This window comes from Streptomyces tauricus (assembly GCF_014650955.1).
GTDB classification, from domain to species: Bacteria; Actinomycetota; Actinomycetes; order Streptomycetales; family Streptomycetaceae; genus Streptomyces; species Streptomyces tauricus.
This window is the reverse complement of record NZ_BMVY01000003.1, coordinates 350,482-377,379: the sequence shown is the minus strand read 5'-3', so window position 1 is coordinate 377,379 and position 26,898 is coordinate 350,482. Positions and strand designations below refer to the sequence as shown.

Annotated in this window: 28 protein-coding genes; 10 read left to right on the top strand and 18 right to left on the bottom strand. The window is 72.0% G+C overall.

What is annotated here, in order from left to right:
* Positions 1 to 213: 213 nt before the first annotated feature.
* On the top strand, positions 214 to 1,248 hold the full coding sequence (locus IE278_RS08790; protein ID WP_189770427.1) for a CopD family protein: 1,035 nt from the start codon (positions 214 to 216) through the stop codon (positions 1,246 to 1,248).
* A gap of 35 nt (positions 1,249 to 1,283) precedes the next feature.
* Here IE278_RS08790 and IE278_RS08785 read toward each other — a convergent pair whose 3' ends face one another.
* From IE278_RS08785 to IE278_RS08755, 7 genes are all read right to left on the bottom strand, one after another.
* The gene (locus IE278_RS08785; protein ID WP_189770425.1) at positions 1,284 to 2,327 is read right to left on the bottom strand and encodes a zinc-dependent alcohol dehydrogenase family protein; all 1,044 of its coding nucleotides are present in this window, start codon (positions 2,325 to 2,327) and stop codon (positions 1,284 to 1,286) included.
* Positions 2,328 to 2,414: 87 nt separating this feature from the next.
* Complete coding sequence (locus IE278_RS08780; RefSeq protein ID WP_189770423.1) at positions 2,415 to 3,113, bottom strand: lysoplasmalogenase; 699 nt, start codon at positions 3,111 to 3,113, stop codon at positions 2,415 to 2,417.
* The gene (locus IE278_RS08775) at positions 3,110 to 4,069 is read right to left on the bottom strand and encodes a sterol desaturase family protein (protein WP_189770421.1); all 960 of its coding nucleotides are present in this window, start codon (positions 4,067 to 4,069) and stop codon (positions 3,110 to 3,112) included. The genes IE278_RS08780 and IE278_RS08775 overlap by 4 nt, the downstream gene beginning before the upstream one ends.
* Positions 4,070 to 4,282: 213 nt before the next feature.
* Complete coding sequence (locus tag IE278_RS08770; RefSeq protein ID WP_189770419.1) at positions 4,283 to 5,512, bottom strand: amidohydrolase family protein; 1,230 nt, start codon at positions 5,510 to 5,512, stop codon at positions 4,283 to 4,285.
* Entirely contained in the window at positions 5,509 to 6,795 is a 1,287-nt protein-coding gene (locus tag IE278_RS08765; RefSeq protein ID WP_189770520.1) for an amidohydrolase family protein, read from the bottom strand. Before IE278_RS08765 ends, IE278_RS08770 begins: the two co-directional genes overlap by 4 nt.
* A gap of 61 nt (positions 6,796 to 6,856) precedes the next feature.
* The gene (locus IE278_RS08760) at positions 6,857 to 7,741 is read right to left on the bottom strand and encodes an SDR family NAD(P)-dependent oxidoreductase (RefSeq protein WP_189770417.1); all 885 of its coding nucleotides are present in this window, start codon (positions 7,739 to 7,741) and stop codon (positions 6,857 to 6,859) included.
* Positions 7,741 to 8,574: an acetoacetate decarboxylase family protein gene (locus IE278_RS08755; RefSeq protein WP_189770416.1), complete on the bottom strand. Its 834-nt coding sequence runs from the start codon at positions 8,572 to 8,574 to the stop codon at positions 7,741 to 7,743. Before IE278_RS08755 ends, IE278_RS08760 begins: the two co-directional genes overlap by 1 nt.
* Positions 8,575 to 8,829: 255 nt before the next feature.
* Between IE278_RS08755 and IE278_RS08750 the strand changes: the two genes are divergently transcribed.
* The 5 genes from IE278_RS08750 (at position 8,830) to IE278_RS08730 (ending at position 13,849) form a co-directional block, all read left to right on the top strand.
* On the top strand, positions 8,830 to 9,843 hold the full coding sequence (locus IE278_RS08750) for a DEDDh family exonuclease (protein ID WP_189770415.1): 1,014 nt from the start codon (positions 8,830 to 8,832) through the stop codon (positions 9,841 to 9,843).
* A 113-nt stretch (positions 9,844 to 9,956) separates the two neighbouring features.
* Positions 9,957 to 10,190, top strand: a complete 234-nt coding sequence (locus tag IE278_RS08745) for a metallothionein (RefSeq protein ID WP_079103534.1) — start codon at positions 9,957 to 9,959, stop codon at positions 10,188 to 10,190.
* Positions 10,191 to 10,239: 49 nt separating this feature from the next.
* The gene (locus IE278_RS08740) at positions 10,240 to 11,031 is read left to right on the top strand and encodes an SURF1 family cytochrome oxidase biogenesis protein (RefSeq protein ID WP_189770414.1); all 792 of its coding nucleotides are present in this window, start codon (positions 10,240 to 10,242) and stop codon (positions 11,029 to 11,031) included.
* A gap of 189 nt (positions 11,032 to 11,220) precedes the next feature.
* Positions 11,221 to 13,089, top strand: a complete 1,869-nt coding sequence (locus IE278_RS08735; RefSeq protein WP_189770413.1) for a glycoside hydrolase family 15 protein — start codon at positions 11,221 to 11,223, stop codon at positions 13,087 to 13,089.
* A gap of 4 nt (positions 13,090 to 13,093) precedes the next feature.
* Positions 13,094 to 13,849, top strand: coding sequence for an SDR family oxidoreductase (locus IE278_RS08730; protein WP_189770412.1), 756 nt, complete (start codon positions 13,094 to 13,096; stop codon positions 13,847 to 13,849).
* Between the two features lie 168 nt (positions 13,850 to 14,017).
* On the opposite strand, the gene amaP is transcribed toward IE278_RS08730, so the two are convergent.
* Genes amaP through IE278_RS08705 form a run of 5 tightly spaced genes read right to left on the bottom strand, consistent with a single transcriptional unit; the run spans position 14,018 to position 16,334 of the window.
* The gene (amaP, locus tag IE278_RS08725; protein WP_189770411.1) at positions 14,018 to 14,605 is read right to left on the bottom strand and encodes an alkaline shock response membrane anchor protein AmaP; all 588 of its coding nucleotides are present in this window, start codon (positions 14,603 to 14,605) and stop codon (positions 14,018 to 14,020) included.
* The gene (locus IE278_RS08720; protein WP_189770410.1) at positions 14,602 to 15,276 is read right to left on the bottom strand and encodes a DUF6286 domain-containing protein; all 675 of its coding nucleotides are present in this window, start codon (positions 15,274 to 15,276) and stop codon (positions 14,602 to 14,604) included. Before IE278_RS08720 ends, amaP begins: the two co-directional genes overlap by 4 nt.
* Entirely contained in the window at positions 15,273 to 15,626 is a 354-nt protein-coding gene (locus tag IE278_RS08715) for an Asp23/Gls24 family envelope stress response protein (RefSeq protein WP_189770408.1), read from the bottom strand. The genes IE278_RS08720 and IE278_RS08715 overlap by 4 nt, the downstream gene beginning before the upstream one ends.
* Positions 15,623 to 15,817 (bottom strand): hypothetical protein, encoded by a 195-nt coding sequence (locus IE278_RS08710; protein ID WP_189770406.1) that lies wholly within the window; start codon positions 15,815 to 15,817, stop codon positions 15,623 to 15,625. Before IE278_RS08710 ends, IE278_RS08715 begins: the two co-directional genes overlap by 4 nt.
* Before the next feature lie 22 nt (positions 15,818 to 15,839).
* A complete protein-coding gene (locus tag IE278_RS08705; RefSeq protein ID WP_189770403.1) occupies positions 15,840 to 16,334 on the bottom strand; it encodes an Asp23/Gls24 family envelope stress response protein in 495 nt (164 codons plus the stop codon).
* An 87-nt stretch (positions 16,335 to 16,421) separates the two neighbouring features.
* On the opposite strand from IE278_RS08705, the gene IE278_RS08700 reads away from it, so the two are divergent.
* Positions 16,422 to 17,147 (top strand): nucleopolyhedrovirus P10 family protein, encoded by a 726-nt coding sequence (locus IE278_RS08700; protein WP_189770401.1) that lies wholly within the window; start codon positions 16,422 to 16,424, stop codon positions 17,145 to 17,147.
* A gap of 54 nt (positions 17,148 to 17,201) precedes the next feature.
* Here IE278_RS08700 and IE278_RS08695 read toward each other — a convergent pair whose 3' ends face one another.
* The 3 genes from IE278_RS08695 to IE278_RS08685 form a co-directional block, all read right to left on the bottom strand.
* Positions 17,202 to 17,993, bottom strand: a complete 792-nt coding sequence (locus IE278_RS08695) for an enoyl-CoA hydratase/isomerase family protein (protein WP_189770399.1) — start codon at positions 17,991 to 17,993, stop codon at positions 17,202 to 17,204.
* A gap of 133 nt (positions 17,994 to 18,126) precedes the next feature.
* Entirely contained in the window at positions 18,127 to 18,348 is a 222-nt protein-coding gene (locus tag IE278_RS08690) for a helix-turn-helix domain-containing protein (protein WP_006143370.1), read from the bottom strand.
* Between the two features lie 365 nt (positions 18,349 to 18,713).
* Entirely contained in the window at positions 18,714 to 20,312 is a 1,599-nt protein-coding gene (locus IE278_RS08685; protein WP_189770397.1) for an ABC-F family ATP-binding cassette domain-containing protein, read from the bottom strand.
* 328 nt (positions 20,313 to 20,640) lie between these two features.
* Here IE278_RS08685 and ypfJ point away from each other — a divergent pair, with 328 nt between their 5' ends.
* Positions 20,641 to 21,531, top strand: coding sequence for a KPN_02809 family neutral zinc metallopeptidase (gene ypfJ / locus IE278_RS08680; protein WP_189770395.1), 891 nt, complete (start codon positions 20,641 to 20,643; stop codon positions 21,529 to 21,531).
* Positions 21,532 to 21,690: 159 nt separating this feature from the next.
* Entirely contained in the window at positions 21,691 to 22,104 is a 414-nt protein-coding gene (locus tag IE278_RS08675) for a VOC family protein (protein ID WP_189770393.1), read from the top strand.
* A 27-nt stretch (positions 22,105 to 22,131) separates the two neighbouring features.
* On the opposite strand, the gene IE278_RS08670 is transcribed toward IE278_RS08675, so the two are convergent.
* From IE278_RS08670 to IE278_RS08660, 3 genes are all read right to left on the bottom strand, one after another.
* Complete coding sequence (locus tag IE278_RS08670) at positions 22,132 to 23,646, bottom strand: hypothetical protein (protein ID WP_189770391.1); 1,515 nt, start codon at positions 23,644 to 23,646, stop codon at positions 22,132 to 22,134.
* A gap of 156 nt (positions 23,647 to 23,802) precedes the next feature.
* Entirely contained in the window at positions 23,803 to 24,939 is a 1,137-nt protein-coding gene (locus IE278_RS08665) for an alpha/beta hydrolase (protein WP_189770389.1), read from the bottom strand.
* A gap of 141 nt (positions 24,940 to 25,080) precedes the next feature.
* On the bottom strand, positions 25,081 to 25,788 hold the full coding sequence (locus IE278_RS08660; RefSeq protein WP_189770387.1) for a class II aldolase/adducin family protein: 708 nt from the start codon (positions 25,786 to 25,788) through the stop codon (positions 25,081 to 25,083).
* 194 nt (positions 25,789 to 25,982) lie between these two features.
* Here IE278_RS08660 and IE278_RS08655 point away from each other — a divergent pair, with 194 nt between their 5' ends.
* Positions 25,983 to 26,723 carry a lysozyme gene (locus tag IE278_RS08655; RefSeq protein ID WP_189770385.1) on the top strand — a complete coding sequence of 247 codons (741 nt, stop codon included), beginning with the start codon at positions 25,983 to 25,985 and terminating at the stop codon, positions 26,721 to 26,723.
* Positions 26,724 to 26,898: the final 175 nt, after the last annotated feature.

The following is a 26,898-nucleotide window of genomic DNA, read 5'->3' as shown; positions in this document are numbered from 1 at the left end:
CCCCTTCGACGTGTCGGCTCCGGATGGCGACTTCGGGCGGCGGTTTCGGCTGGCGGTCTCGGCGTGTCGGCGGATTGCGTGGGCCGGGGCTGAGTCGCCGGGCGGCCGTGCGCGTATGAATGGGCGGAATGCCCGTGGGGCGGGTGGAATGCCGTTCCGCCAGTTGTTTTCCAGGACTTGCCCCGGTCTGGGACGACTGGTGAAGATCTTGGGGTGAGTTCGATACGACCGACTGCCGACACGGGTGGCGAAGCGGCCGGCAAACCCGGCGCTCCCCGGGTGAGCGTGGCCGCCCTGCGGCGCTCCGTCACCCTCCTCGCCCTGGTGGCGCTGGCCGCGCTGATACCCCTGCTCGGACCGTCCGTCGCGCTGAGCGGCACGGGCGAGGCCGCCGCGCCGGGGGCGGGCGGGATAGCACTGCTGCGGACGGTCCTGTTCGCGGCGGTGTGCGTGCCGGCAGGCGAACTGTTCGTCACCTGGCTGGCGCGTCGGGTGCCCGGCGCTCCGTGGGAGGACGCGCCGCCCAGCTGGGCCCCGGCGTCGGCCGCCGCCGGTTTCGTCGCCGCGCTCGGCCTCGCCTCGGTGGTGGCCACCGGCAATCTGGTGCCGCGCCGGCTGTCCGACATGGACATCGGCGGGCTCTACCAGTCGAGGGACGGCGCGCTCGCGCTCCTGGAGGTCAACGCGTTCGTCGTGCTGGGCCTGTGCGCCCTGTCCCGCCGGCCGGGCACCCAGGTGTGGCCGCTGGCCGCAGTGGCCGTCGCGGAGGCGCTGCGTGCCCATCCGACGACCGAACAGAGCCCGCTGGTCGGTTCGGGCCTGACGCTCGTTCATGTGACCTGTGCGGCCCTGTGGGCGGGCGGGCTGCTGTACGTCCTGCGCACGCTGCTCCGGTGGCGGAACACCTCCCCCGGGGAGGGCGCCGCGTTGCTGGGCCTCTACGCGCGCGTGGCGGCCGCCCTGCTCGCCGCGATCACCGCGACGGGCGTGTGCAGCACCCTGCGCCGGATGCCGCCCGGCACGGTCCTGGACCAGCTGACGACGACCGCGTACGGGCGCACGCTGCTCGCGAAGGTGCTGCTCGTGGTCGTCGTCGCCGCCCTCGCGCTGTGGGCCCGGCGTCGGCTGCGCCGTGCGGCGGATCCGCTCACCGCCTACTCCCCCGCGCGCGCGGAGGTCGTGGTGCTCGGTCTGGTGGTGGCGGCCTCGGCCCTGCTCACGGCGGTGCCGGTGCCGATCCGCTGGTGAGCGTTCGGTTGGCGGGGCCGGTCGGTCGGGTTCGCTCAGTTGGTGACCATGACCTTGAGCGCGGTGCGCTCGTCCATCGCCTTGTAGCCGTCCGGTACGCCGTCCAGACCGACCGTCAGATCGAAGACGGGCGACGGGTCGATGGTCCCGTCCAGCACGTCGGGCAGCAGTTCCGGGATGTACGCGCGGACGGGCGCGACCCCGCCGCGCAGGGCGATGTTCCGGTCGAACATGACGCTCAGGTCGAGACCGGTGCCGCTGCCGTGCGGCACTCCGACGAAGCCGATGGCGCCGCCGTCACGGGTGATGTTCACGGCCGTGCTCATCGACTGCTCGGTGCCGACGGCCTCGACGACGGCGTGGGCACCCTGGCCGCGGGTGAGTGCGCGGACCGCCTCGACGGCCGCGTCCCCGCGTTCGGCGACGACGTCGGTGGCTCCGAAGCGGCGCGCGATGTCCGTACGCGTCTCATGGCGGCCCAGCGCGATGATCCGCTCGGCGCCGAGGCGCCTGGCGGCGAGCACGGCGCACAGGCCGACCGCTCCGTCGCCGACGACGGCGACCGTGGCGCCGGGGCGGGCGCCCGCGCCGAGGGCGGCGTGATGACCGGTCCCCATGACGTCGGAGAGGGTGAGCAGGGCGGCCAGCAGACGGTCGTCGGAGGCGGCCCCGGCGGGCAGCGCGACGAGCGTGCCGTCGGCGTACGGGACGCGCACGGCCTCGCCCTGTCCTCCGTCGGACCCCACGGAACCCCAGAATCCGCCGTGTTCGCAGGACGTGGTGAGCCCTTCGCGGCAGTAGTCGCACACGCCGTCGGACCACATGAAGGGCGCGACGACGAGATCGCCCCGGCGGACGATGCCCACGTCGGCGCCGGTCTCCTCGACGATCCCGAGGAACTCGTGCCCGATGCGCTGCCCGGGCGTGCGGGCCGACTCGCCCCGGTACGCCCACAGGTCGCTGCCGCAGATGCAGGAGCGCAGCACGCGCACGACCGCGTCGCCCGGCTGCCGCACCACCGGGTCGGGAACGTCCTCCACGCGCAGGTCGAACGGGGCGTGGATGGTGGTGGCGCGCATGCGGGGTCCTGCTTCCGGCTCAGGTGGTGACGTGGTTCTGGTGGTGACGGTGTTGACGTGGTGACGGTGTTCCCGTCGTGACGGTGCTCAGGTGGTGACGGTGCGGTCTCCACGGTACGTCGCCGGGGGTCCGGGGCGCGCGCCGGGCGCCCCGAGCACGCCTGTGACCAGCAGGTACTGCGCCGCGATGTAGGTCAGCATGATCCACAGGTCGGGCCGTGGCGGCTGCGGCCAGTCGGCGACACCGGTCGCGATGAGGGTGTCCGACAGCAGGAACAGCGCTCCCCCGGCCGCCGCGATAGTCCCGAGCCGCGTGGCGCCGTACGCCATCGCGGTCAGCAGCAGGCTGTAGCCGGCGACGGGGACGCGGAGGCCGGCGGGAAGCCCGGGCCACAGGAGGGTGACGGTGGAGACGAGCGCGAGGGCGTACGCGGCTGCCGTGCGGCGGCCCCCACGCGCGCGTGAAGCGGTATTCGCGCCGAGCCTCGCGAAGAGCAGCAGGTAACACACGTGTCCCGCCGCGAAGGAGGCCATCCCGGCGAGGAACGCCGGTTCGGCGTCGAGGAGGAGCAGGACGTCGCCGCCCCACCCGAGGAGCAGGGCACCGACGAGGAGCCGGGGCCCGCCGCACAGGTGCGCGTAGAGGGCGAGCAGGGGCATCAGGAGGGGCTTGGCCACGGTGTGCCCGGCATCGCCGATGTCGTGACCGACGGCCAGGGACACGAGATCCACGACGCCGGCCAGACCGAAGCAGACGAGCGGCACGCGCGCGTGGCGCGGTGTCACGCGGCGGGTTCCGTGACAGCGGGTTCCGGAGGGGCCGCTCGCGCCGGGGTGGGCGCGGAAGCAGCCGGGGACGTGGAAGCAGCGGGAGGCACGGAAGCGGCGGGAGGCACGGAATCAGCCGTGTAGTTCACCGGCTGCCAGCCCGGCCCCCCGAACACCCGCCCGGCCCGCTCGCGCCAGCTCCCCGCCGCCCGCAGATCCCTGGCGATGGCGGCGTACTCGTGGGTGGCGACGCGGATCGGGTTGTACGTGTGGATGTTCTTGGTCAGCCCGTACACCGGCCGGTCCGTCTCCGGGACGAACGACCCGAAGAGGCGGTCCCAGACGATCAGGATCCCGCCGAAGTTACGGTCGAGATAGCCGCCCTGGGAGGCGTGGTGGACCCGGTGGTGCGAGGGCGTGTTGAAGACGAACTCGAAGGCCCGGGGCAGCTTGTCGATGCGCTCGGTGTGGATCCAGAACTGGTACACGAGGTTCGCGGACGAGCAGAACGCGAGCGCGGCCGGGTGGACCCCGAGGGCGATGAGCGGCACGTAGAACGGCCACACCGTCCAGGTCGTCCAGGGCTGTCGCAGCGCGGTGGTGAGGTTGAACTTCTCGCTGGAGTGGTGCACGACGTGGCAGGCCCACAGGATGCGGATCACATGGTGCCCGCGGTGGGACCAGTAGTAGAAGAAGTCCTGCGCCAGCAACATCAGTGGCACGGTCCACCACAGGACGGGCACGCGCAGTGGTGTCAGCTCATATATGGCCGTGTAGATCGCAAGGATCGGGATCTTCCACAGGAAGTCGAAGGCCATACTGCCCAGGCCCATACCGACACTCGTGGCGGCGTCCTTCGTCTCGTACCCCGCGGCGTCCTCGTCCGGGTGGATGCGGACACTCACCATCTCCACCACGGTGAGCAGCACGAAGGCGGGTATCGACCACAGCACGACATCGGGCAGGTTCGGCATTACTGCACCGTAGGGCGGCTGGTCGGCTGCGGCTAGACGTTGTTACCCACAAGTATTACCGACGGTACGCGCTTGTTTCTTGGTGATCTCCGCCAATCACCGTGCGGCCCGTCCTACGATGCGAAGTCGTGCCGGAAGCCGGAAATCGTGCCATCGGACCCCTCGGCACCGAGCACTTCCCACCGGAGCGCCTCAACCCCTGGGACTGACCCCTCACCAGACCCGTACCGACCCTCCCCGCGCGAACGCCGGGCTCGTCGCGTCCGGCGGAGGGGTCATCAGCGGCTCCGCGATCTCCTCCACCGTCGGGCCCACCTTCGCCGCGATCGGGTCCAGGAGGGCCAGGTCGAAGCCGTACACGCGGGCCGCGTTGCCGCCCGCCATCGCCGTGATCTCCTCGCGGGGCAGGTCCGCGTACGCGATGCGCAGGCCCTCCCTGCTGTACGGGTAGGTGCCCTCGTCGTGCGGGTAGTCGCTGCCCCACATGATCTTGTCGAGGCCGATGCGGTCCCGCAGCGGCACCTCGTGCGGGCGCATGAAACTCGCCCCTACGAAGCAGTTGTCGCGCCATACCTGGGACGGACCCTCGCCCATCGAAGCGGCGAGGCCCGCGCCGAACTTGGACTCGGCGGTGGCCGCCTTCGAAGCGGCCGCCACCAGGCGGCCGTGGTAGTAGTCCAGCATGTCGAGCACCCCGGGGATCCAGCCCGAGCCCTGTTCGGTCAGCACCAGTTTCAGGCCGGGGTGACGGCGGAAGGCCCCGCCGAAGATCAGGTGCCAGAGCGCGCGGTGCGAGAACCAGGTCGTCTCCACCATGAAGACCGCCCGGGCCGCGGGCTCCTCGCCGAGCGGCGGCGAGGCCGAGCCCGCGTGGTGGTTCACGGGCACGTCCAGTTCCTCGCACACCGCCCAGATGGGGTCGTAGGTGGAGGAGTACAGCTCGGGGAGGCCTGAGCCAGGTGGCGTGCCGGGCAGCAGCAGGCCGCCCCTGAGGCCCGCCGCGGCCGCCCACCTGATCTCCTTCACCGCCTCCGCGACGTCGTTCAGGAGGATCTGGAAGACGCCCGCCCGGCGGCCGGGGGCCGCCGCGCAGAAGTCCGCGAGCCAGCGGTTGTGGGCGCGCAGGCCCGCCCAGCGCCGTTCGAACTCCTCGGCCGTCGGCGCCGGCGCCATCAGGGAGCCGGACGGGAAGAACGGCGGGATGGTGTTCGGGAACAGGACCTCGGCGACGATGCCGTCCCGCTCCAGTTCCGCGAGGCGGCGCTCCGAGTTCCAGTTCTTGTCGGCCGTGTCGGCCATCAGGTCCTCGTACGGGTTGACGTACGTGGCCGCCCAGGCGTCGAACTCGTCGTGGTACTCCTTCGCCAGGTACGGCCGGTAGTCCAGGAGGTCCGCTCCCGCGTGGCAGTCCGCCGAGATGACCGTGTAGCGGTCGGGGCTCACGGGGTCACCCCCAGGACCGGGAAGTCGTGGTCCGTCAGCCAGTGGCGGCCCACCTCCCGCGAGCGCGCCCAGGACGCCTCGACCGCCGACTGGTCCTCGGACTGGCCGAGGTCCGCCGGGGTGGGGCCGATGCGCCGCGCGAGCGGGGCCAGCCTGTCCGTGTCGAAGCCGAAGACCTTCGCCGCCGCGAGGCCCAGCATGCGGCGGGTCTCCCTCACCGGGATGTCGTGGAAGGTCCGCGACAGCCACGCGCGCGTGTCGGGCCAGGTGCCCTCCGGGTGCGGGAAGTCGCTGCCCCAGAGGATGTTGTCGACGCCGATCTCGTACCGCTGGGCCAGTTCACGGCGTTTGGTGTTCGTCGCGCAGATGAAGACCTGGCGGTCCAGGTACTCGTGCGGCGGGCGACGCAACTCCGCGAACGGGGACAGCTTCTTGCCGCCGTGCGCGCCCAGGTAGAGACGGTCCATGAACCACAGCAGGTTCGGCAGCCACCAGCAGCCGGACTCCGCCACACCGAACCTGAGCCCGGGGTGTCGTTCGAAGACACCGGACCAGAGCAGGAACCACAGGGGGCGCGCCGGCCACCAGGTCACCTCGCTGACGTAGATACCCAGGTGGTCGCCGTACTCGTGGCGGGGCGCCGCTCCGGAGTGGGTCACCACCGGCATCCCGCACTCGGCCGCCGCCGCCCACACGGGGTCGTAACGGCGGTCGTGGTACGGCTCCTTGTCGACCCACATGGAGGGGATCATCAGCGCGCCGAGCCCCGACTCCTTCGCGCGGTGCACCTCGGCGACGACCTGGTCGGTGGGGGCCGTGACCGGTAACAGGGCCACCCCGCAGTGCCGTTCGGGGTGCTCGCCGACGAATTCGGCCAGCCACCTGTTGTGGGCCTTCGCGCCCGCCATGCCCAGGTCCGGGTCGTGGTCCCCGGAGAGGCCGAGGCCCACGCCGAAGGGCGCGGCCGTGCGGCTGTCCACGGCGTCGGCGTCCGGGAAGACCACCTCGCCCGCCACTCCGTCGCCGTCCAGCTCCTTGAGGCGCTGTGCCGCGTCCCAGCCGCCGCGCAGGCCCTCCTCGTTGTCGTGGAACCACTTGTCGGCGAAGGACTCGTTGCGGATGCCCAGACGGGTCATCTCCTCGCGGCGGCGGCCCTGCCCCGCGAGGAACTCGTCGAAGTCCCGGTGGAAACGGGCCTCCAGGTAGGGCCGGTACTCCTCGGTGGGCAGCCCGGCGTGGCAGTCGGAGGAGATGATCAGGTAGGGCTCCGTCGCGGAGGCCATGGGTGACTCCTCAGCCAGGGGTGACTTCTCGGTGGCCATGGGTGACTCCTCGGTCCGGTCCTCAGTCCAGGATGAAGTTCTCCAGGTACGCCGGATCGGCGCGGTCCAGCATCGACGCCGACCGCGCGCGGATCTGCGCGTCGCTGTGTTCGCTCTCGGGCAGCAGCCAGAAGCGGTCCGCGCGGATGCCGTCCGCCACGAAGTCGGCGACCTCCTCGACCGGCGTGAACCGCACCTCCTTCCCCGCCTCCCGCATCGCGGCCTCCCACTGGCCGAGGCTGCGGTACGGGGTCCTGCGGGGCCGCTGCTTGGCGTACCGGGCGGGCCTGTTGCGGTGCGACTCCCACAGGCCCGTGCGGAGCATGTGGGGGCCGGGGAAGAGCACGGAGGCCCCCACGCGCGCGTGCTCCGCCCTCAGGTGCGCGTACAGGGACTCGGTCATCGTCACGACGGCCGCCTTGGTGACGGCGTACACGGAGGCGGTGGGCAGCGGCGCGATACCGCCGTCGCCGGACGAGGTGTTGACGACGTGGCCCGGTTCGCCGCCGGCCAGCATCCTCGGTACGAAGGCCTGGATGCCGTGGAAGACGCCCCACACGTTGACCGCGAACGCCCATTTCCAGTCGTTCGGGTCGTGCTCCCACATACGCCCCTCGGCGCCCGAGCCGACCCCCGCGTTGTTGCACAGGACGTGCACGGCGCCGAACCTCTCGTACGTCTCCTCGGCGAGCGCGACGACCTCCTCGCGCTCCCCGACGTCGACCACGCGCGCGTGCACCACGGCCCCGGTCTCGCGCAGCGCGGCGGCGGCCTTCTCCAGGGCGCCCTCCTCCACGTCCGCGAGGACGACCTTCAGTCCGTCGGCCGCGAACCGCCGTGCCAGGGCCAGTCCGACCCCGCTCGCCGCGCCCGTGACGACGGCGACCTGCCCCTCCGTCAGCTCCATCAGACACTCCCCTGGGGCGGCCCGTCGTGGATCTGCCGGGGGTCGTCGTACCGCTGATGGATGTAGGGCAACAGCGCCCGGGGGTCGACGCGTTCGACGACTGTGCCCTTCTGGTCGGTGGTCTTCTCACTGATGGTGATCCCGAGGAGTTCGCGGACCGGGAGATCCGCGACGGGGTCGTACATCGACTCCCGCAGGACGACGTCACCGGTGATCCGCTCCAGCTTGCGCACCTTCTCGTTGCGCACGCAGTGCACGAGGACGGGGCCGGCGTCGAACCCCGAACCGTCCCCCGAGCCGTCCCCCGAGCCGTCCCCGGAACCGTCCACCGCGGGCAGGAACTTGAAGTAGAAGTCGGTCTTCCGGGTCGGTTCCGGCAGAGGCAGCGGGCCGCTGACGGCGCCGCGCACCTCCACGAACTCGATGCCGTGCCGGGCGAGGGCGGCGCGTACGACGAGGCCTTCGCGTTCGACCGTCACCTCGCCCAGTTTCTTGGGTTCGCCGAAGACCTCACGGCCGCCGACGAGAGCCCGTTCATGGGTCATCGGCATGACCAGCGGATACCAGCCCTCGACGCCGTCGTGCGCGGCGGCGACCGCGAACGAGCCCGCGCCCAGCGGGTATCCGGGGAGGTCCACCTTGCTGATGTTCACCCTCACGAGGGGTCGTCCGGTGGGTTTGAGCGGAGGCGGCAGGACCGCCGCGACCGCGTCCGGGTCGCTCTCCCAGACGGCCACCACACCGGTGGACCAGATGTCGGGGAGCCGGGAACCCGCGGTGCGCGCGGCGGCGATCTCCGCCCAGGTCCGCGCGCCGTACCGTACGCGTGCCATGCCGTACCGCCCTTCGCGTCGCATGCGTTCACTCGCGCATTCCGCTCGTGCGTGCCACTCGCGCATTCCGCTCGTGCGTGCCACTCGTTCAGTCCAGGCGCGCAGCACAGTCGCACCGGGTGCGGCAATGGTCCATAGCCGTGCAGGCACGAGCCCGCAGCAAATCGCCGGAATGTCGCCGAAGGGGGCTGAATACGCCCCGGGTTCGGACTCCGGGGACGGGAGTGTCAGTCGCGCCCCTTATCCTCAGTGACCATGCTCGAAGACCGTCAGACCGCACCGTCCGCCACCGCGTGGCCGGCCGCGTATCCCCAGGGATACGCGGTCGTCGACGTGGAGACCACAGGACTGGCCCGCGACGACCGCATAGTGTCGGCCGCGGTCTACCGGCTGGACGCGCGCGGCGAGGTCGAGGACCACTGGTACACGCTGGTCAACCCGGAGCGGGACCCGGGCCCGGTGTGGATCCACGGGCTGACGAGCGACGTGCTCGAAGGGGCGCCGCTGTTCCCGGAGATCGCCGAGGAGTTCGCGACCCGCCTGGAGGGCCGCGTGCTCGTCGCGCACAACGCGGTCTTCGACTGGTCGATGATCGCCCGGGAGTACGCGCGCGCCCAGCGCGAGGCGCCGGTCCGTCAGCGGCTGTGCACCATCGCGCTGTCCAAGGAACTGGGGCTTCCGCTGGCCAACCACAAGCTGGAGTCGCTGGCCGCTCACTTCGGCGTCGTACAGCAGCGCGCGCACCACGCGCTGGACGACGCGCGCGTGCTCGCCGAGGCGTTCCGGCCGAGTCTGCGGGCGGCGGCGCGCGACGGCGTACGGCTGCCGCTCCTGGAGTGCCGGCCGCTGACGGAGTGGACGGACCGGGCGGCGCCGCTCATCGGACGGCAGTCCGGGGGCTCCGGGGGTTACTCGTCCGGTGGCTACTCGTCGGGCCCACCGGCGAGTTGGCGTCCCTCGCGGAAGCGGCCCGCCTGCCCGTATCCGAACCCGGGCCGTTACGAACCGGGCAAGCAGCTCAAACAGGGCATGCGAATCGCGTTCTCCGGGGACACCTCGGTCGAGCGCGACCTCCTGGAGGACCGTGCCGTCGAGGCCGGGCTGCATGTCGCGACGAGCCTGTCCCGGCTGACCAGTCTGCTCGTCACGAACGACCCGGAGTCCGGTACGTCCAAGGTGGTCAAGGCGCGCCAGTTCGGCACCCCGGTCGTCGACGAGGCGGCGTTCGGCCAGCTCCTCGGGAACGTGGAACCGGCCACGGAGGGGTGAGCGCGGGGTCGTCCGCGGGGATGACGCGGGGGCGACCGTACGGACGGGTGATTCCGGGCGACTCGCCCACGGACCGCTCGCCCGGACCGCGGGAACGGCCCACCCTGTGGCGCATGGCGACATGTGAGGTTTGCGGCAACAGTTACGGAATGACCTTCGAAGTCCACGCACAGGGAGCGGTGCACGTCTTCGACTGCTTCTCCTGCGCGATCCATCGCATGGCCCCCCTGTGCGAGCACTGCCGGGTCCAGATCATCGGGCAGGGCGTCGAGGTCGAGGGCCACTGGTACTGCGGTGCCCACTGCGCCCGCGCGGAGGGAAAGGTGGGGATCATCGACAGGGTGTGACCCGGTACCCGACGGAACGCGCCCCACGACCCGGTTGTACGGTCGTGGGGTGTACCGCTTCCTGTTGTCCCGGCAGTGGGTGATCCTCACCCTCATCATGCTCGCGCTCATCCCGACGATGATCGAGCTGGGCTTCTGGCAACTGCACCGGCACGAGCACAAGGTCGCGCTGAACCGGGTGATCTCGGACTCGCTGTCCGCGAAGCCGGTCCCCGCCGAGTCGCTGACCGCGCCGGGGCAGGCGGTCAGGCACGAGAACCTGTACCGCCGGGTGACGGCGAAGGGCACCTTCGACACCGCCGACGAGGTCGTGGTCCGCCGCCGTACCAACTCCGACGAAGAGGTCGGCTTCCACGTACTGACACCGTTCGTCCTGGATGACGGGCGGGTCCTCGTGGTCAACCGCGGCTGGATCCCCGCGGACGGCGCGCAGACCGAGTTCCCGAAGATCCCCGCGCCCGCGAAGGGCGAGACCACGGTCACCGGGCGCCTGATGGCCGACGAGACGAGCGGCGACAGCGGCATCAAGGATGTGCGCGGGCTGCCCGACCGCATGGTCATGCTGATCAACAGCGAGCAGCAGGCGAAGGCGCTCGGCAAGCAGGTCCTCGGCGGTTACGTCGAGCTGACCGCGCCGGAGCCCGCGGGGGACGTGCCCGAGCTGATCTCGGCGCCCAACCACAGCGACATCGGGCCGCACATGGCGTATGCGGTCCAGTGGTGGCTGTTCGCCGCGGGCGTTCCTGTGGGGTTCGTGGTGCTGGTGCGGCGCGAGCGGCGTGACCGCGCGGAGGCGGCCGAGGCGGCGTCCGCGCCGGCGACGGAGCCGGCCCCCGTCTGAGCGCCGCCGCACCCGGCCCCCCGCAGAACCAAAAAGACCGCGCAGTTCCCCGCGCCCCTGAAGGGGCGCGGGGAACTGCGCGACCAGCACCCTCACCGGGCCGCACCCGGAATCCCGCCCGCCCTCGTCAGGGGATTCGGCGATCAACAGCCGGGGTTGATCGCCGGATCCCAAGGGAACCCGGCACACGTGCACCCTTCCATCGAGGACTACGCGCTCATCGGCGACCACCAGACCGCCGCCCTGGTAGGCAGGGACGGCTCGGTCGACTGGCTCTGTCTGCCCCGGTTCGACTCAGCCGCCTGCTTCGCGAAACTGCTGGGCGACGACGACAACGGACACTGGCGGCTCGCGCCGAAGGGAGCGGGCACCTGCACCCGGCGCGCGTACCGGCCCGACACCCTCGTGCTCGACACCGAGTGGGACACCGAGGACGGCTCGATACGCGTCACCGACCTGATGCCGCAGCGCGACCGCGCCCCCGACGTCGTACGGATCGTCGAAGGCCTCAAGGGCAAGGTGACCGTACGCAGCACCCTGCGGCTGCGCTTCGACTACGGCTCGGTCGTGCCCTGGGTCCGCAAGTCGGAGGGCCACCGGGTGGCCGTGGCGGGCCCCGACTCGGTGTGGCTGCGCAGCGAACCGGAGGTCCACACCTGGGGCGAGGACTTCGGTACGCACTCGGAGTTCACGGTCGCCGAGGGCGAGAAGGTCGCCTTCGTCCTGACCTGGCACCCCTCGCACGAGCCGCGCCCCGACCTGGTCGACCCGTTCGAGGCACTGGAGCAGAGCGTCGCCGACTGGCAGGCCTGGGCGGCCCGCTGCCGCTACGACGGGCCGCACCGCGACGCGGTCGTCCGTTCCCTGATCACCCTCAAGGCCCTCACCTACGCGCCGAGCGGCGGCATCGTCGCGGCCCCCACGACCTCACTGCCCGAGGAGATCGGCGGCGTCCGCAACTGGGACTACCGCTACTGCTGGCTGCGCGACTCCACGCTCACCCTCGGCGCGCTGCTCGCCTGCGGCTACCAGGAGGAGGCGGAGGCCTGGCGCAACTGGCTGCTGCGCGCGGTCGCGGGCGACCCGGCCGACCTGCAGATCATGTACGGGCTGGCGGGCGAGCGGCGGATCCCCGAGTACGAACTGGCGTGGCTGCCAGGATTCCGCGGTTCGGCGCCGGTGCGGATCGGCAACGAGGCCGTGGAGCAGTTGCAGCTCGACGTGTACGGCGAGGTGATCGACTCCCTCACGCTGGCGCAGCACGCGGGCCTGCCGGCCGAACCGGACATGTGGCGCCTGCACCAGGCCCTGATGGACTTCCTGCACACGGCGTGGCGCAAGCCCGACGAGGGCCTGTGGGAGGTGCGCGGACCGCGCCGCCACTTCGTGCACTCGAAGGTGATGGCGTGGGTCGCCGCCGACCGCACGGTGCGCACCCTGGAGGAGAACCCCGAGCTGGACGGCGACATCGACAAGTGGCGCGCGATGCGGGACGAGGTGCACCGGGAGGTGTGCGAGCGCGGCTTCGACCCCGAGCGGAACACGTTCACGCAGTCCTACGGCTCGCGTGAGCTGGACGCCGCGCTGCTGCTCATCCCCCGCCTCGGCTTCCTGCCGCCGGACGACCCCAGGGTGGTCGGCACGGTCGACGCGGTCCGCTCGGAACTCGCCCGCGACGGCTTCGTGCACCGCTACGACGCGTCCCTCGACGGCTCGGGCCCGCACGGCTCGGAGCCGTCCGGCTCGGACCTCAAGGACGTCGACGGGCTGCCCGGCGGCGAGGGCTCGTTCCTCGTCTGCTCGTTCTGGCTGGCGGACGCGCTGCATCTGACGGGCCGTACGAAGGAGGCCCTGGCCCTGTTCGAGCGGCTGATCGCGCTCCGCAACGACGTGGGGCTGCTGGCGGAGGAGTACGACCCGGTGGCCGGCCATCAGCTCGGCAACTTCCCGCAGGCGTTCAGCCACATCGGTCTCGTGGGCACCGCCCTGGCCCTGTTCGACGGCGAGGGGAAGACTGGGGTGCCCGATACGGACGAGACAGGGGACGAGGCAGGATAGGGCCATGGATCTTGGACTGAAGGACCGCGTCTACGTCGTCACCGGAGCAACGCGCGGCCTGGGGCACGCCTCCGCGCGTGAACTCGTCGCCGACGGCGCGAAGGTGATCGTCACCGGGCGCGACGAGAAGACGGTGGCCGAGGCCGCGACCGCGCTCGGCCCGAACGCCCATGGTGTGGCCGTGGACAACGCCGACCCCTCGGCGCCGGCGAGCCTGATCGCGGCCGCGCGTGAGCGGTTCGGCGGTTTCGACGGCATCCTGATCAGCGTCGGCGGTCCGGCGCCCGGCTTCGTCGCCGACAACACGGACGAGCAGTGGCAGGCCGCGTTCGACTCCGTCTTCCTCGGCGCGGTCCGGCTGGCCCGCGCGGCCGCCGCCGAGTTGGGCGAGGGCGGGGTCATCGGCTTCGTGCTCTCCGGTTCGGTGCACGAGCCGATCGCGGGTCTGACCATCTCCAACGGTCTGCGGCCCGGGCTGGCCGGGTTCGCCAAGTCCCTCTCCGACGAGCTGGGTCCGCGCGGGATCCGGGTGGTGGGGGTGCTGCCCGCCCGGATCGACACGGATCGCGTGCGCGAGCTGGACGGGTACTCGGCCGATCCTGAGGCGACTCGGGCGGCGAACGAGGCGCGGATCCCGTTGCGGCGGTACGGGAGGCCGGAGGAGTTCGGGCGGACCGCCGCGTTTCTGCTGTCGCCTGCGGCGTCCTATCTGACGGGGATCATGGTGCCGGTGGACGGCGGCGCCCGGAACGGGTTCTGACCCCGGGATCGGCCTCCCGGCCACGGGTCGTGGTGTCGCTGCGGCCGGTGGGGGCCTGTCGCGCCGTTCCCCGCGCCCCTGAGAAGACGGGGTGCGGGTCCGCGTTCCCGTGCGGGTCCGGTGAGGGCTGAGCGCGCCGTTCCCCGCGCCCCCATGAGGCGGCTCGGGTCAGTTGACTCGTTCCGGGCCGTGTTTCGCCGCGCGTAGGCGTGCCTCCGCCGGGAGGGACGCGAGGCCGGCCGAGTCCCTGGCGTGGGCGAGTGACTCCGTCGTCAGGCGGGTGAGGGTTTCGCCGGGGTCGGCGTGCGGCTCCAGCAGCAGGCGGACCCGCGCCTCGGGGGCCCGGCGTCGGCCGGTGAGCGACGCCTTCGCCCCCCGTACCCCTTCCAACGCGCCCGCCTCCGCGGCCAGTACGCCCTCCAGGGCCCGGCCCCGCAGCAGTGCGCCCTCGCCGTCGCCGGTGTCGACCAGTACCTCGGCGAGGCGGCGCCGGCGCAGTACCGCCGCCAGCCACCACAGGGCGAGCAGCACGGCCACCGCCAGCGCGGCGATGACGGCCAGCCACCACCAGCCCTCGGCCCGCCACCTCGTCCGGTCGGCGTCGCTCAGCAGCACATCGTGGCGGCCGTCGTGGATCCACCACGACGGCGGGTCCACGCCGAGGCCCACGGCGAGCGCGGAGCCGCCGAGCACGACCAGGAGCAGACCCGCGAGGCCCAGCAGGACCCGGTTCACGATCCTCAGCACTGCGGTCACCCCTTCCGGCCCGGCCGGGCGACATGCACCGACAGCGCGGGCCGCCGGGCGAGGCCGAGCCCCCTGACGCCGTCGGCGAGCGTGGCGTCCAGGTCGGCGCGTACGTCGTCGAGTTCACGGAAGTGCGAGACCGCGCGGACGTCGGCCTTCCTGCGCCGCATCCGCACCCGGACCGACTGCACGCCGGACACCTCCATGGCCCGGTCGCGCAGCACCGTCGCGGCGGCGTCGCGGTGCAGTGCGGCCCGTACGTCGGGGTGGGCGCGCCGCATCGTCAGGAGGTCGCGCAGTCCCGGGGTCGCGGCGAGGACGAGCAGCCACAGGCCCAGGGCCGTCGCGACCCCGGCGCCGACGAGCACCCACGTGTCGTCCAGGGGCCGTTCGGCGAGTTCACGGGCCAGGGACCTGCGCCAGTGCATGGCCGGCCGGTCGGCCCGGACGGCGACGACGTCGTACAGCAGGAGACCCGCGGCGGCCAGGACCAGCAGCGCGAGGACGCCCGCGGGGACGCGGCGGGCCGACCAGAACCGGCCGTTGCCGTCCTCGGCGTCGTCGAGGGTCGGCAGGGGGGTGTGATCGGCGGCGGAGGCGGACTGGTCGAGTTCGCTCTCGGCGGCCTTCTCGACGACGGGCAGCTGTCGGGTGCTCTCGGAGCCCTGGGGCTCGCTCATTGCGTCCTCCCCTGTACCGCGCCGCGCGTCTGCGCGGAGTGCAGTCGCTCCACCTGGACGGCGACCTCGGGCACTTTCATTCCCGCCAACGCCTCTACCCGCTGTGCGACGCGGCGACGCACAGCGCCGCACCGGCCGCCGATGTCGCAGGGGTAGCCGAGTTCGAGACTGACGCTGACGCGGGCGAGGTCCTGGTGGACGACGACCGTGGCGTGCGGGGGCACCGCGCCGGGAGGCAGCACGTCGAGCGCCTCCCGGGCCGCCTGCGCGGCGATCTTCGCGACGACCCGGTCGGCAATCTTCGTGGCGCCCCGCTCGCCCGGCGCGACGGCTTCGGACACGCGCGTCACCGCCGGCGGTCGTCGCGGGTGCCGCGGGACCGGAAGAAGTCACCGGGATCCAGGTCCCCCTCCAGGAAGCGGCCCACGACGAAACCGATGGCGCCCAGTGCGGCCACCAGGAGGAACGCGCCGAAGCCGCCGAAGTACCCGGCGAATCCCAGCGCCATTCCGGCGATCATGCCGATCACGGCCGTGCTCATGGTGCGCTCCTCAGCAGGTCGCTCACTGGAGTCGGTTCTCCGGTTCCTCGTCCTCTTCCTCCGGCAGCTTGACGTCGCTGACCGCGATGTTGACCTCGACGACCTCGAGGCCCGTCATACGCTCGACGGCCGCGATGACGTTCTCCCGTACATCACGGGCGACGTCGGCGATCGACACGCCGTAGTCGACGACGATCTCCAGGTCGAGCGCGGTCTGCACCTCGCCGACCTCGGCCTTCACACCGCGCGTGACGGACTTCGCGCCGCCTCCCGGTACCCGGTCGCGTACGGCGCCGAAGGTCCGCGAGATCCCGCTGCCCATGGCGTGCACGCCGAGGACGTCCCGGGCGGCGAGTCCGGCGATCTTCTCGACGACACCGTCGGCGATGGTGGTACGCCCCCGGGTCGACGGATCGCCGCCACCTCGCTTGGTCACGGCGCTCTTCCTGATCTGCTGCTGGTCCGGCTGTTCGGCCTCCGGGCTCTCCGGCCGATTGCGCTGAGTCGTGTCGCTCATCGCCGTACATCCCCTTTCGGTGGGCCTCTTCGCCCACATTAAGACGGGTTGCCGAGTCGCGCGCCAGGGATACGGCAGGCTGGGGCAATGACGGCGGACCGATGGACGCAAGCAGTAAGGCAACAACTGGGCCTGGGCAGATTGCTGCCGTTGGGCGGGTCGGGTGACGGGGCGTGGATCACGGAGGCCGCGGCGGCCTCCGTGTTGCGCCGGGCGGCGGGCCGGGTGCCGGGCGTACGCCTGGACTCCCTGCGCCTCGGCCTGGCCGACCCGGACGGCGTGTACGAGCCCGCCGTGCCCCCGCCGCCGAGCGCGCTGCCGCCCGGTCCGCTGCGTATCGACGCGGAGTTCGCGGCCTCGCCTGCCGAGCCCCTGCCTGCGGCCGCGGCCCGCCTGCGCGCGGCCCTCACCGCGGCTGCGACGGACGCACTCGGCCTGACGGTCACGGAGGTGGACCTGCGGGTGACGGGCCTGCTGGAGGAGGGCGAGGATCCGCCGCAGCCGGCGCAGTCCGGTCCGGCGCCCTCCGCCGCGCCGCTTCCCTCCCCCGACACGGACGAGTCCCGCGTGGCCACCGCCGCGCTCGCCGTCCCGGGCGTGACGGCCTTGACGGGCAAGGCGCACATCACCGAGGTCCACAGCGACACGGCTCTCTCCCGTCGGCACATCCGCGTGGAGATCGAGGTCAGGGAGACCGGGCGCACGCTGGACACGGCCACGGCGGTCCGCGCGAACATCACGCAGTCACTCCCCGACCACCCGACGGCAGCGGTACTGGTGACGGCGGTGACCCCGGTGGCTCCGGCCCCCTAGGGCCCGTAAGGGGCGCGGGGATCCCCGCGCCCAGCGTCCACCGACGCCGGCGCGTCAGTCGGAGAGCCCCGCGAGGTCCCGCAGGCGCCGCCCCTGAGCCGCCCGCTCGGCAACCCGCTGCTCCTCGTACGTACGATCCGACGCCCCCTGGAGCAGGGCCTTCGTCTCGACGAGCGCGTCCCGTGGGGCGGCCAGCAGCGCGGCGGCCAGCTCGCTCACCGTGTCGTCGAGCTGGTCGACGGGCACGGCGATGTTCGCGAGGCCGGTCCGCTGCGCCTCCTCCGCCTGCACGAACCGCCCCGTCGCGCAGATCTCCAGCGCACGGGCGTAGCCGACGAGCCCCACGAGCGGATGCGTACCCGTGAGGTCGGGGACGAGGCCCAGGCCGGTCTCGCGCATGGCGAACTGCACGTCGTCGGCGACGACGCGCAGGTCACAGGCGAGCGCGAGCTGGAAGCCGGCGCCGATGGCGTGTCCCTGCACAGCGGCGACGGACACGATGTCGCTCCGCCGCCACCAGGTGAAACCGTCCTGGTACTCGGCGATGGCCGCGTCGAGTTCGGCGTCGGAACCGCGTGCGAGATCGATGAAGGACGGCTCGCCGTCGAAGCCCTCGGGCGTGAACGCCTGCCGGTCGAGCCCCGCGGAGAAGGACTTGCCTTCGGCGCGCAGCACGACGACACGCACGGTGCCCGGCAGCAGCCGACCGGCCTCGGCCAGCGCCCGCCACAGGGCGGGGCTCTGCGCGTTGCGCTTGGCCGGGTTGGTCAGCGTCACCGTGGCGATCGCGTCGTCGACGGTGAGCCGTACGCCGTCCTTGTCGAGCAGCGAGTCGAACGAAGCCATGAGGGCGCCTCCGATGAGTGCGGTCAGCGGGGGTGCCGTTCGGGCACACCCTTAAGTGACTGCACAGTAACCACCCGGGCGGTCCAGGGACCGACCGGGTGGCCACCATCGGAGAACGAGGAGCCGTCCGGCGTCAGGCCGACGCGGACTTCTTGCCTCGCGTCGCCCCGCCACGCCCACGGAGCGTGACGCCCGACTCACTGAGCATCCGGTGCACGAACCCATACGAGCGGCCGGTCTCCTCGGCCAGTGCCCGGATGCTCGCACCGGAGTCGTACTTCTTCTTCAGGTCTGCCGCGAGCTTGTCGCGCGCGGCGCCGGTTACCCGGCTGCCCTTCTTCAGAGTCTCGGCCACCCGTGCCTCCTCAGCGGAAGTGCGCTCTGGACTTCTCATGATCACCCCTCATGAGCGTCCTGGCCACCCATTCGGCAAGGTCGATGGGACGAGCTTGCGTTGTGCAAGCGCGTCACCACGAGCGGAATTCCGCATTCCGTCCGCGTCCCGTCCGCGCCGCCGAACGAGTTCGGCGGCGAAGTTCCAGGTCAGCGACGCGCGGCGGCCGGGCCTTCAGGAACGAAGAGCCCGGCCGCGAAATGCGTGTAGGACACACCTCGGTACGAGGAGATCTCACTCAGATGATGGATCACGGATCGGCCGAATGATCCATACGAAGTGGATCAGCGAGTGGATCAGTTAAACGATCAACCAACGCGGCCCGGTCAGGCGAGCGCCACCAGGTCCGCGTAGTCGGCGCCCCACAGGTCCTCGACGCCGTCGGGCAGCAGGATGATCCGCTCCGGCTGGAGCGCCTGGACGGCTCCCTCGTCGTGGGTGACGAGGACGACGGCGCCCTTGTAGGTGCGCAGCGCGCCGAGGATCTCCTCGCGGCTGGCCGGGTCGAGGTTGTTCGTCGGTTCGTCGAGGAGCAGGACGTTCGCGGACGAGACCACGAGGGTGGCGAGCGCGAGACGGGTCTTCTCCCCGCCGGACAGGACGGAGGCCGGCTTGTCGACGTCGTCGCCGGAGAACAGGAACGAGCCGAGCGTCTTGCGGACCTGGACGAGGTCGAGGTCCGGGGCGGCGGAGCGCATGTTCTCCAGGACCGTCCGGTTCGGGTCGAGGGTCTCGTGCTCCTGCGCGTAGTAGCCGAGCTTGAGGCCGTGGCCCTCGATGATCTGCCCCGTGTCGGGCTTCTCCGCGCCGCCGAGGAGGCGGAGCAGGGTCGTCTTGCCCGCGCCGTTCAGGCCGAGGATGACGACACGGGAGCCCTTGTCGATGGCCAGGTCGACGTCGGTGAAGATCTCCAGCGAGCCGTACGACTTGGACAAGCCCTCCGCCATCAGCGGGGTCTTGCCGCAGGGCGACGGGTCGGGGAAGCGCAGCTTGGCGACCTTGTCGGACTTCCGCTCGGCCTCCAGGCCGGCGAGGAGCTTGTCGGCGCGCTTGGCCATGTTCTGCGCGGCGACGGTCTTGGTGGCCTTGGCGCGCATCTTGTCGGCCTGCGAGTGCAGGGCGGTGGCCTTCTTCTCGGCGTTCTGCCGCTCGCGCTTGCGGCGCTTCTCGTCGGCCTCGCGCTGCTGCTGGTACAGCTTCCAGCCCATGTTGTAGACGTCGATCTGGGCGCGGTTGGCGTCCAGGTAGAACACCTTGTTGACGACCGTCTCGACCAGGTCGACGTCGTGGGAGATCACGATGAAGCCGCCGCGGTACGTCTTCAGGTAGTCGCGCAGCCAGACGATGGAGTCGGCGTCGAGGTGGTTCGTGGGCTCGTCGAGGAGCAGGGTGTCCGCGTCCGAGAAGAGGATGCGGGCCAGCTCGATACGGCGGCGCTGACCGCCGGAGAGCGTATGGAGGGGCTGGCCGAGCACCCGGTCGGGGAGGTTGAGCGCGGCGGCGATGGTGGCGGCCTCGGCCTCGGCGGCGTACCCGCCCTTGGTGAGGAACTCCGTCTCCTGGCGCTCGTACTGCCGCATCGCCTTCTCGCGGGTGGCGCCCGAGCCGTTCGCGATGCGCTGTTCGTTCTCGCGCATCTTGCGGATCAGGGTGTCCAGGCCGCGCGCGGACAGGATGCGGTCGCCGGCCAGCATGTCGAGGTCGCCGGTGCGCGGGTCCTGCGGGAGGTAGCCGACCTCGCCGGAGCGGGCGACGGTGCCCGCGGCGGGGGTGCCCTCACCTGCGAGGACCTTGGTGAGCGTGGTCTTGCCCGCGCCGTTGCGGCCGACCAGGCCGATGCGGTCGCCCTTGGTGATGCGGAAGGTGGCGGACTCGATGAGCATGCGGGCGCCGGCACGCAGTTCGATACCGGAAGCGGAAATCACGGACAGACTCCTGGGCAGGGTTGATGACGGGGCGGGCGGCTGAGGGCGTTCACGCCGTCTAATGCACGAGGAGAATGGCCATGGGCCAAGTCTAACGGGGCGATGCAACCACTTTTTCTGTGTGCGGGTGTTCGGGGGTGTGACGCTCATTGCCCCGTGGCGGGCCCTGTCGTGACCCGCCCGGCCCGTCGTGGGGCGCCTCGTTCGTCCCCCGTCCGCCTCCCGCCCCTCCCCCGTTCCTCCCCCGTTCGGCCCGCCGCCCGGCGCCGTGCTCCGGGGGACGGGCGAGGATGGCGCCAGGGGGACGTCCGCAGAGGGTGGAGCGCCCATGCAGTTCGACGACGACGCCGGCCTGGACACCTCCGAGGTGCAGGATGTGCGCGGCAGTCGGATCCCCGGCGGCAGGGCCACGGTGGGCGGTGGCGTCGCCGGCCTGATCGCCCTCCTGCTGGGTCTCTTCTTCGGTGTCGGGCCCGACCAGCTGGGCCTCTCCTCCGGGGACGAGGAACCCGGGGCGAGCGCCTCGTCCCTGGCCCAGGTCCAGCAGACCTGCCGCACCGGACGGGACGCCAACACCAAGGACGACTGCCGCATCGTGGCGGTGGTCAACAGCGTCCAGGACTACTGGGCGCAGGAGTTCGAGCGGCGCGGCGGTACGTACACACGGTCGCCGACCGTCTTCTTCAGCGAGCGGGTCGGCACCGCGTGCGGGACGGCGACCTCGGCGGTCGGGCCCTTCTACTGCCCGGGTGACCGGAAGGTCTATCTGGACCTGGGCTTCTTCGACGAGCTGCGGACCACGTTCGGCTCCAGCGGCGGACCGTTCGCGCAGGCGTACGTGGTGGCGCACGAGTACGGGCACCACGTGCAGGACCTGACGGGGACCCTGGACCGTTCCCAGGACGGCCGGACCGGCGCGGACAGCAACGCGGTGCGGGTCGAGCTGCAGGCCGACTGCTACGCGGGCGTGTGGGCGCACCACGCGACGACCACGAAGGACGAGTCGACGGGCCGGCCGCTGATCACCAGCCTCACGGAGGCCGACATCCGCGACGGGATGGACGCGGCGGCGGCCGTGGGCGACGACCGGATCCAGGAGCGGTTCCAGGGCCGGGTGACACCGGAGTCCTGGACGCACGGGTCGGCCGCGCAGCGGCAGCAGTGGTTCCACCAGGGCTATCGCACCGGGGACATGGCCCGCTGCGACACCTTCCGCTGAGCGGGCGGGGGCGTTCACGGGCATGCGCGAGCGTTCGCGGGCATGCACGGGCATTCGTGGGGCGTTGTCAGTGCCGGGTGCCAGACTGTGTGGCAGGTCACATTCAGGCGATGTCCCCCAAGGCGGGCGGGACAGCGGGGACCGGAAGGAGTGATCGGCATGGCAGGCACGGACAGCGGACGCCCGAGCATCTACCCGACGCTGCTGTACGCGGACGCGAAGTCCGCGATCAGGCAGCTCGCGGAGGCCTTCGGCTTCACCGAGGCGTCGGTGTACGAGGACGAGGAGGGCAAGGTGGTGCACGCCGAGCTGGTGCAGGGCAACGGCGCGGTGATGCTGGGCTCCAAGGGCACGGGCAGCCGCTTCGACGAGGCCATGAAGAGCGCGGGCCCCACCGGGGTGTACGTCGTCGTGGACGACGTCGACGCACACCACCAGCGGGCCGTCGACCACGGGGCGGAGATCCTGATGCCCCCGACGGACCAGGACTACGGCTCGCGGGACTACATGGCCCGGGACATCGAGGGCAACATCTGGAGCTTCGGCACGTACGCCCCGGAGACCCGGGTCTGACCCCGCCTCCGGGCCGTGGGGCGGCCCTCAGCCGCCCCGGTGGACCTGGAAGGCGGCGCGGCGCACGGCCTTGGCGAGGGCCGGGTCGGGGTGGGCGGCGGCGAGCGCCACCAGGACCTGCACGGTGCGGGGGTGGCCGACCGCGCGCACCTCGTCGAGGAGCGCGGGGACGGTCGGCTGCACCGCGGACTCCAGGTGCCGCACGAGAAGCGGGGCCTCACCGTGGTCGGCGACGGCCGCGGCGGTGTCGACCCACAGCCAGGTGGCCTCCTCGCGGGTGAGCACCAGGTGGGCGTCCTCGGGGTCGTGTCCGTCGTGCTCCGCGAGCCACAGCAGGGCGTACGGGCGCAAGGGGGTCTCGTCCGCCACCGCGCGGATCTCCGGCTCGGCGGGGGCGCCGACCACGCGCAGGGCCTCGAAGGCCAGCCCGCGCGACAGGGCGTCCTCACCGCGGGCGGCGGCGAGGAGTTCGGTGACGGCGCTGCCGACGGGACGGGCGGCAAGCCAGGCGCGGTACTCGGCGCGGGCCGCGTTGGGTCTGAGCTGGGCGCAGCCGCGGAGCATGTCCTCGGCGCCCTGCTCGATGTTCCCGGCGGGGCTCTGCGCGGCCACGCAGATCTGCTCCAGCTTGACCCACACGGCCCAGCTGCCGAGCGGGGTGAGCGTGGCATGGCCGTCGGCGCAGGTGAGGGCGCCCACGGCGGCGAGGGCGTGCAGCGCCCAGTCGAGAAGGGGTGCGAGCGCGGTGTCCTCGGCCGGGCTCTCCGCCTTCTCCTCGGCGGACTCCGCGGGCTCCACCGGCTCCGTGAGCTCCGCGGGCTCGGGCTGCGGGCCGTAGGGGATCTCGCAGCGCTCGGTGCGCAGTTCGGTGACGCGCTGCTCCAGCAGGTCGAGGAGCTGCGGGACAGGGACGGGCCCCGCGGACAGCTGGAGGAAGGAGAGAACCTGGGGCATCGCCGAGACGACCTCGGCGACGGTGGAGGGCTCACGCCCGTCGGGGCCGGGGTGGGCGATCGACCAGGCGTCGAAGAAGGCGACCCAGCCGCGCAGTACGGCGCTGTCGTCACGGTTCCAGGCGCGCAGGCGCCAGCCGGGGCGCGCGGTGTCGCCGTGCACCTCGATGAGGCCGGCGAGACGTGCGATGTCCCAGTCGGCCCGAACCTGATCCGGGGTCAGGGACAGACTTGTCGCGGCTTGTTGCGCGATCGCGTCGGAGAGTGTGCCTTTCCCGCCGGAGCCGTCCTTCCCTCCGGAGCCGCCCTTCGCCGCGGGACCGCTGTCCGAGGCCGAGCCGTCACGGTCCCGGCGGGGGCGGGGGCCGGGGCCGGGGCTCAGGGTGGCGTCGGCCCAGCGGGCGACCCGGGCCGCGCCGGCGAGTACGGCGCGCGCCATACGGGCGAGTTCCGCCGGTGCCGGTGTGCCCTCCGGTGGGCGGGGGGCAGGTCGGCGGGCGGGCCTCTGGGTCATCGCTCGGGGGGCGGCGGCCAGGGTTCGCGGGCGGACGAGTCGGAGCCTGGAGTCGCGCGGGATACGGGACGTCACGGGGGCAGTCTTCCGGTTGACGGTCCGAAAACCCAAACGGAATGCCACAGGAGCCCACAGAGGCGGTCCGTGTGCCGGGCCCAGCAGGGGCTGCGAGGGTTTTCGGCCACTGGTACACGGTTAAACGGAAGCTTCGCGGCCGGGGCCGGGAGGTGGCTACATCAGTGGGGTGAGAAAGCGGCGGAGGGCCTCTTCGTAACCGGCCGGGTCGGCGTTCCACATGGCGCCGTGCGGGGCGTCGTGGACCGTGTGCAGGGTGACGAGGTCGGGGCGGCGGTCCGCGAGGCGGCGCGAGAGTCCCCAGGGGGCGACGGTGTCGTCGGGGCCGTGCAGCACGAGGGTGGGCACCTTGAGCCGTACCGGGTCGGTGGCGCTCCCGACGCGGTCGCCGCCCAGGCCCGTGCGCCCCTGGGCGGCGCGGACCGCCAGCGGCAGCAGGGCGCCGGGGGTGCGGCGGGCCGTGGCGAGGGCGCGCAGTGTGGTCTCCCAGCTGAGGACCGGCGAGTCCAGGACGAGCCCGCAGATCCGCTCGCGCAGCGCGGAGTGCTCGGCGGCGCGCAGGGCCATGGTGGCGCCGGTCGACCAGCCGTGCAGGACGATCCGTTCGGCGCCGTGGCGCACGGCGAAGCGGATGGCGGCGTCCAGATCGCGCCACTCGGTCTCGCCGAGGTGGTTCAGGCCGTCCGGGGGCCGGGGCGCGCCCGCGTCCCCGCGGTAGGCGAGGCCGAGGACGGGGAACTGGTTGCTGTGCAGGAACTCCATGAAGTTCATGGGGTGTTCGCGGGTGGTGCCGAGGCCGTGCACGGTGATCACCCAGGTGTCACGGGCGGCGGGTACGAACCAGGCGGGCAGGGTGCCCAGTTCGCCGGGGATGTCCACGTCGGTGAAGGCAAGACCCAGGGCGGAACCGGGGTCGCCGAGGTGCAGCCCGGGCGTGAACCACACCTTGTCGCCGGGTTCCAGCGTGCCGTGGGTGACGCGTTCCAGGCGGCGTACCACCGTGTCGGCGGTGTGCGCGGCCCCGGCCAGGAGCGGTCCGACGACGGCGTGGCTGCCGTGGCCGGCGAGGCCGTACACGCCAGGGCGCCGGGAGGCGAGGGCGCGGGTCAGGGCGATCTGGCCCGCGGCCGTGGCGTGCACGGTCAGACGGGGTTCGGTGGGCAGCGGCCGGCCTGGCGCCGCCTTCAGCGCGGCGTCGCTGGCGAAGCGGCCGGCGGCGATACCGGCCGCGCCGGCTACGGCCATGGTGAGGGCGGTGGTCAGGGCTGCGGTCGTCGGCTTCACGGTGCGCACGGGTCCAGTCTCCTGATCGAGCCCGCTGTCGGCCAGTGGAAGGGCGGCACGGGTGAGCCCGGCAGCCGCCGCGAGGGCGTGCCCCGGCCGCACCCGGGCCGGGGCACGCCCTCGGCCGCATACAGCCCCGAAGGCCCGGTGTCAGGGCTGGCCGTAGCCCTTCAGCCGCTCGCCCGCCTGTGCCACCTGGTCCTCGGTCAGCAGGGTGGGGGTGAGGCCCGGGACCGACGACGCGGTGAGCCAGACGCGGCACATCCATTCGAGCTGGGCGGTGCGGTCGTAGGCCTGGTCGAGGGTGGCGCCGTGGGCGAGGGTGCCGTGGTTCTGCAGGAGGCAGGCCGTGCGGTCCCGCAGGGCCCGGAGCATGTTCTCGGCCAACTTCTCGGTGCCGTAGGTCGCGTAGGAGGCGACGCGGACGGGCCCGCCGAGGGCCGCGGACATGTAGTGGACGAGGGGCAGCTCGGTGACGAGGGTCGAGACGGCCGTGGCGTGCACGGCGTGGGTGTGGACGACGGCGCGCGCGTCCGTGGAGCGGTAGACGGCGAGATGCATGGGCAGTTCGCTGGTCGGAACGAGTGAACCGAGCACGCGCCGGCCGTCCAGGGAGACCCCGCAGATGTCCTCGGGCGTCAGCCGGTCGTACGGGACCCCGGTCGGCGTGACCAGGACGGTGTCGCCCACGCGCACGGACACGTTGCCCGACGTGCCGACGACCAGACCGTCGGACACCGTCCGGCGGGCCGTGGCCACGAGGCCGTTCCACGCCCGCTCCAGCGCCTCCCCGGGCCGGGGCGCGCCCGTCTCCCCGGCGCCTCGTCCGTCTCCTGTGTCCCGCCGCCGCTCAGCCATGCCGTGATCCTGCCAGCCGCCCGGCCCTGCTCCGTTCGGGCGAGGGCACTGTAGGGCGGAACCCGTGCGTCCGAAAGGTATGAACAGGTACCAATCGACCGCCGGAGCGAATGACCGGCGAGCGACGGACCGTGCGGGATCTTCCAGTAATCTCTGGAAGATTTTTCACGTATGTCGCCATTCCGGGGGGAACTATGGCCATTGACCGCAAATCGTCCCGCCAGCGCGCCCGTCTCGTCGCCGCCTCCGTGGCGACGCTGGCGCTCGGCGGCACCGCCCTCGTCGAGGTGCCGGCCGCGGCCGCCGGCAAGCCCAAGGGGCACGACGTGTCCTCGCACCAGAAGAACGTGAACTGGTCGAGCGCGAAGAGCAAAGGCGCGGAGTTCGTCTACGTGAAGGCCACCGAGTCGCACACGTACCGCAACCCGTACTTCGCCCAGCAGTACAACGGCGCGCGCAACGCGGGCATCATCCGCGGGGCGTACCACTTCGCGCTGCCGCACACGTCGTCGGGCACCGAGCAGGCCGCCCACTTCGTGCGCAACGGCGGCGGCTGGCGGGCGGACGGCTGGACGCTGCCGCCCGCGCTGGACATCGAGTACAACCCGTACGACAAGAAGAAGTGCTACGGGCTGAGCAAGAGCGGCATGGTCGGCTGGATCAGGGCCTTCAGCGACGAGGTGAAGCGGCAGACCGGCCGCCGGCCCGTCATCTACACCAACTACAACTGGTGGAAGACGTGCACGGGCAACAGCGCCGCCTTCGCCGCGAACCATCCGCTGTGGCTGGCCCGCTACAGCGGATCCGCGGGGTCGCTGCCCTCGGGCTGGAAGTTCTGGACGTTCTGGCAGTACGACAACAGCGGCAGCCTGCCGGGTGACCAGAATCTCTTCAACGGTTCGCTGTCCCAGCTGAAGACCTTCGCGAGGGGTTGAGGGGGTAGCGGACCCCAGGATTCCGGCTCTGTTCGAGGATTTTCCCGGATTTTCCAGAGCCCTCGCCGCCACTTCGACACAAGCGGAGTGGCGGCACCTTGTTTGGGTCACCCCACCGCCCGACTCAGTTCATCTTCCGTTCACCCAGGTTGCTTACGTTCCCCGTGCCACTGTC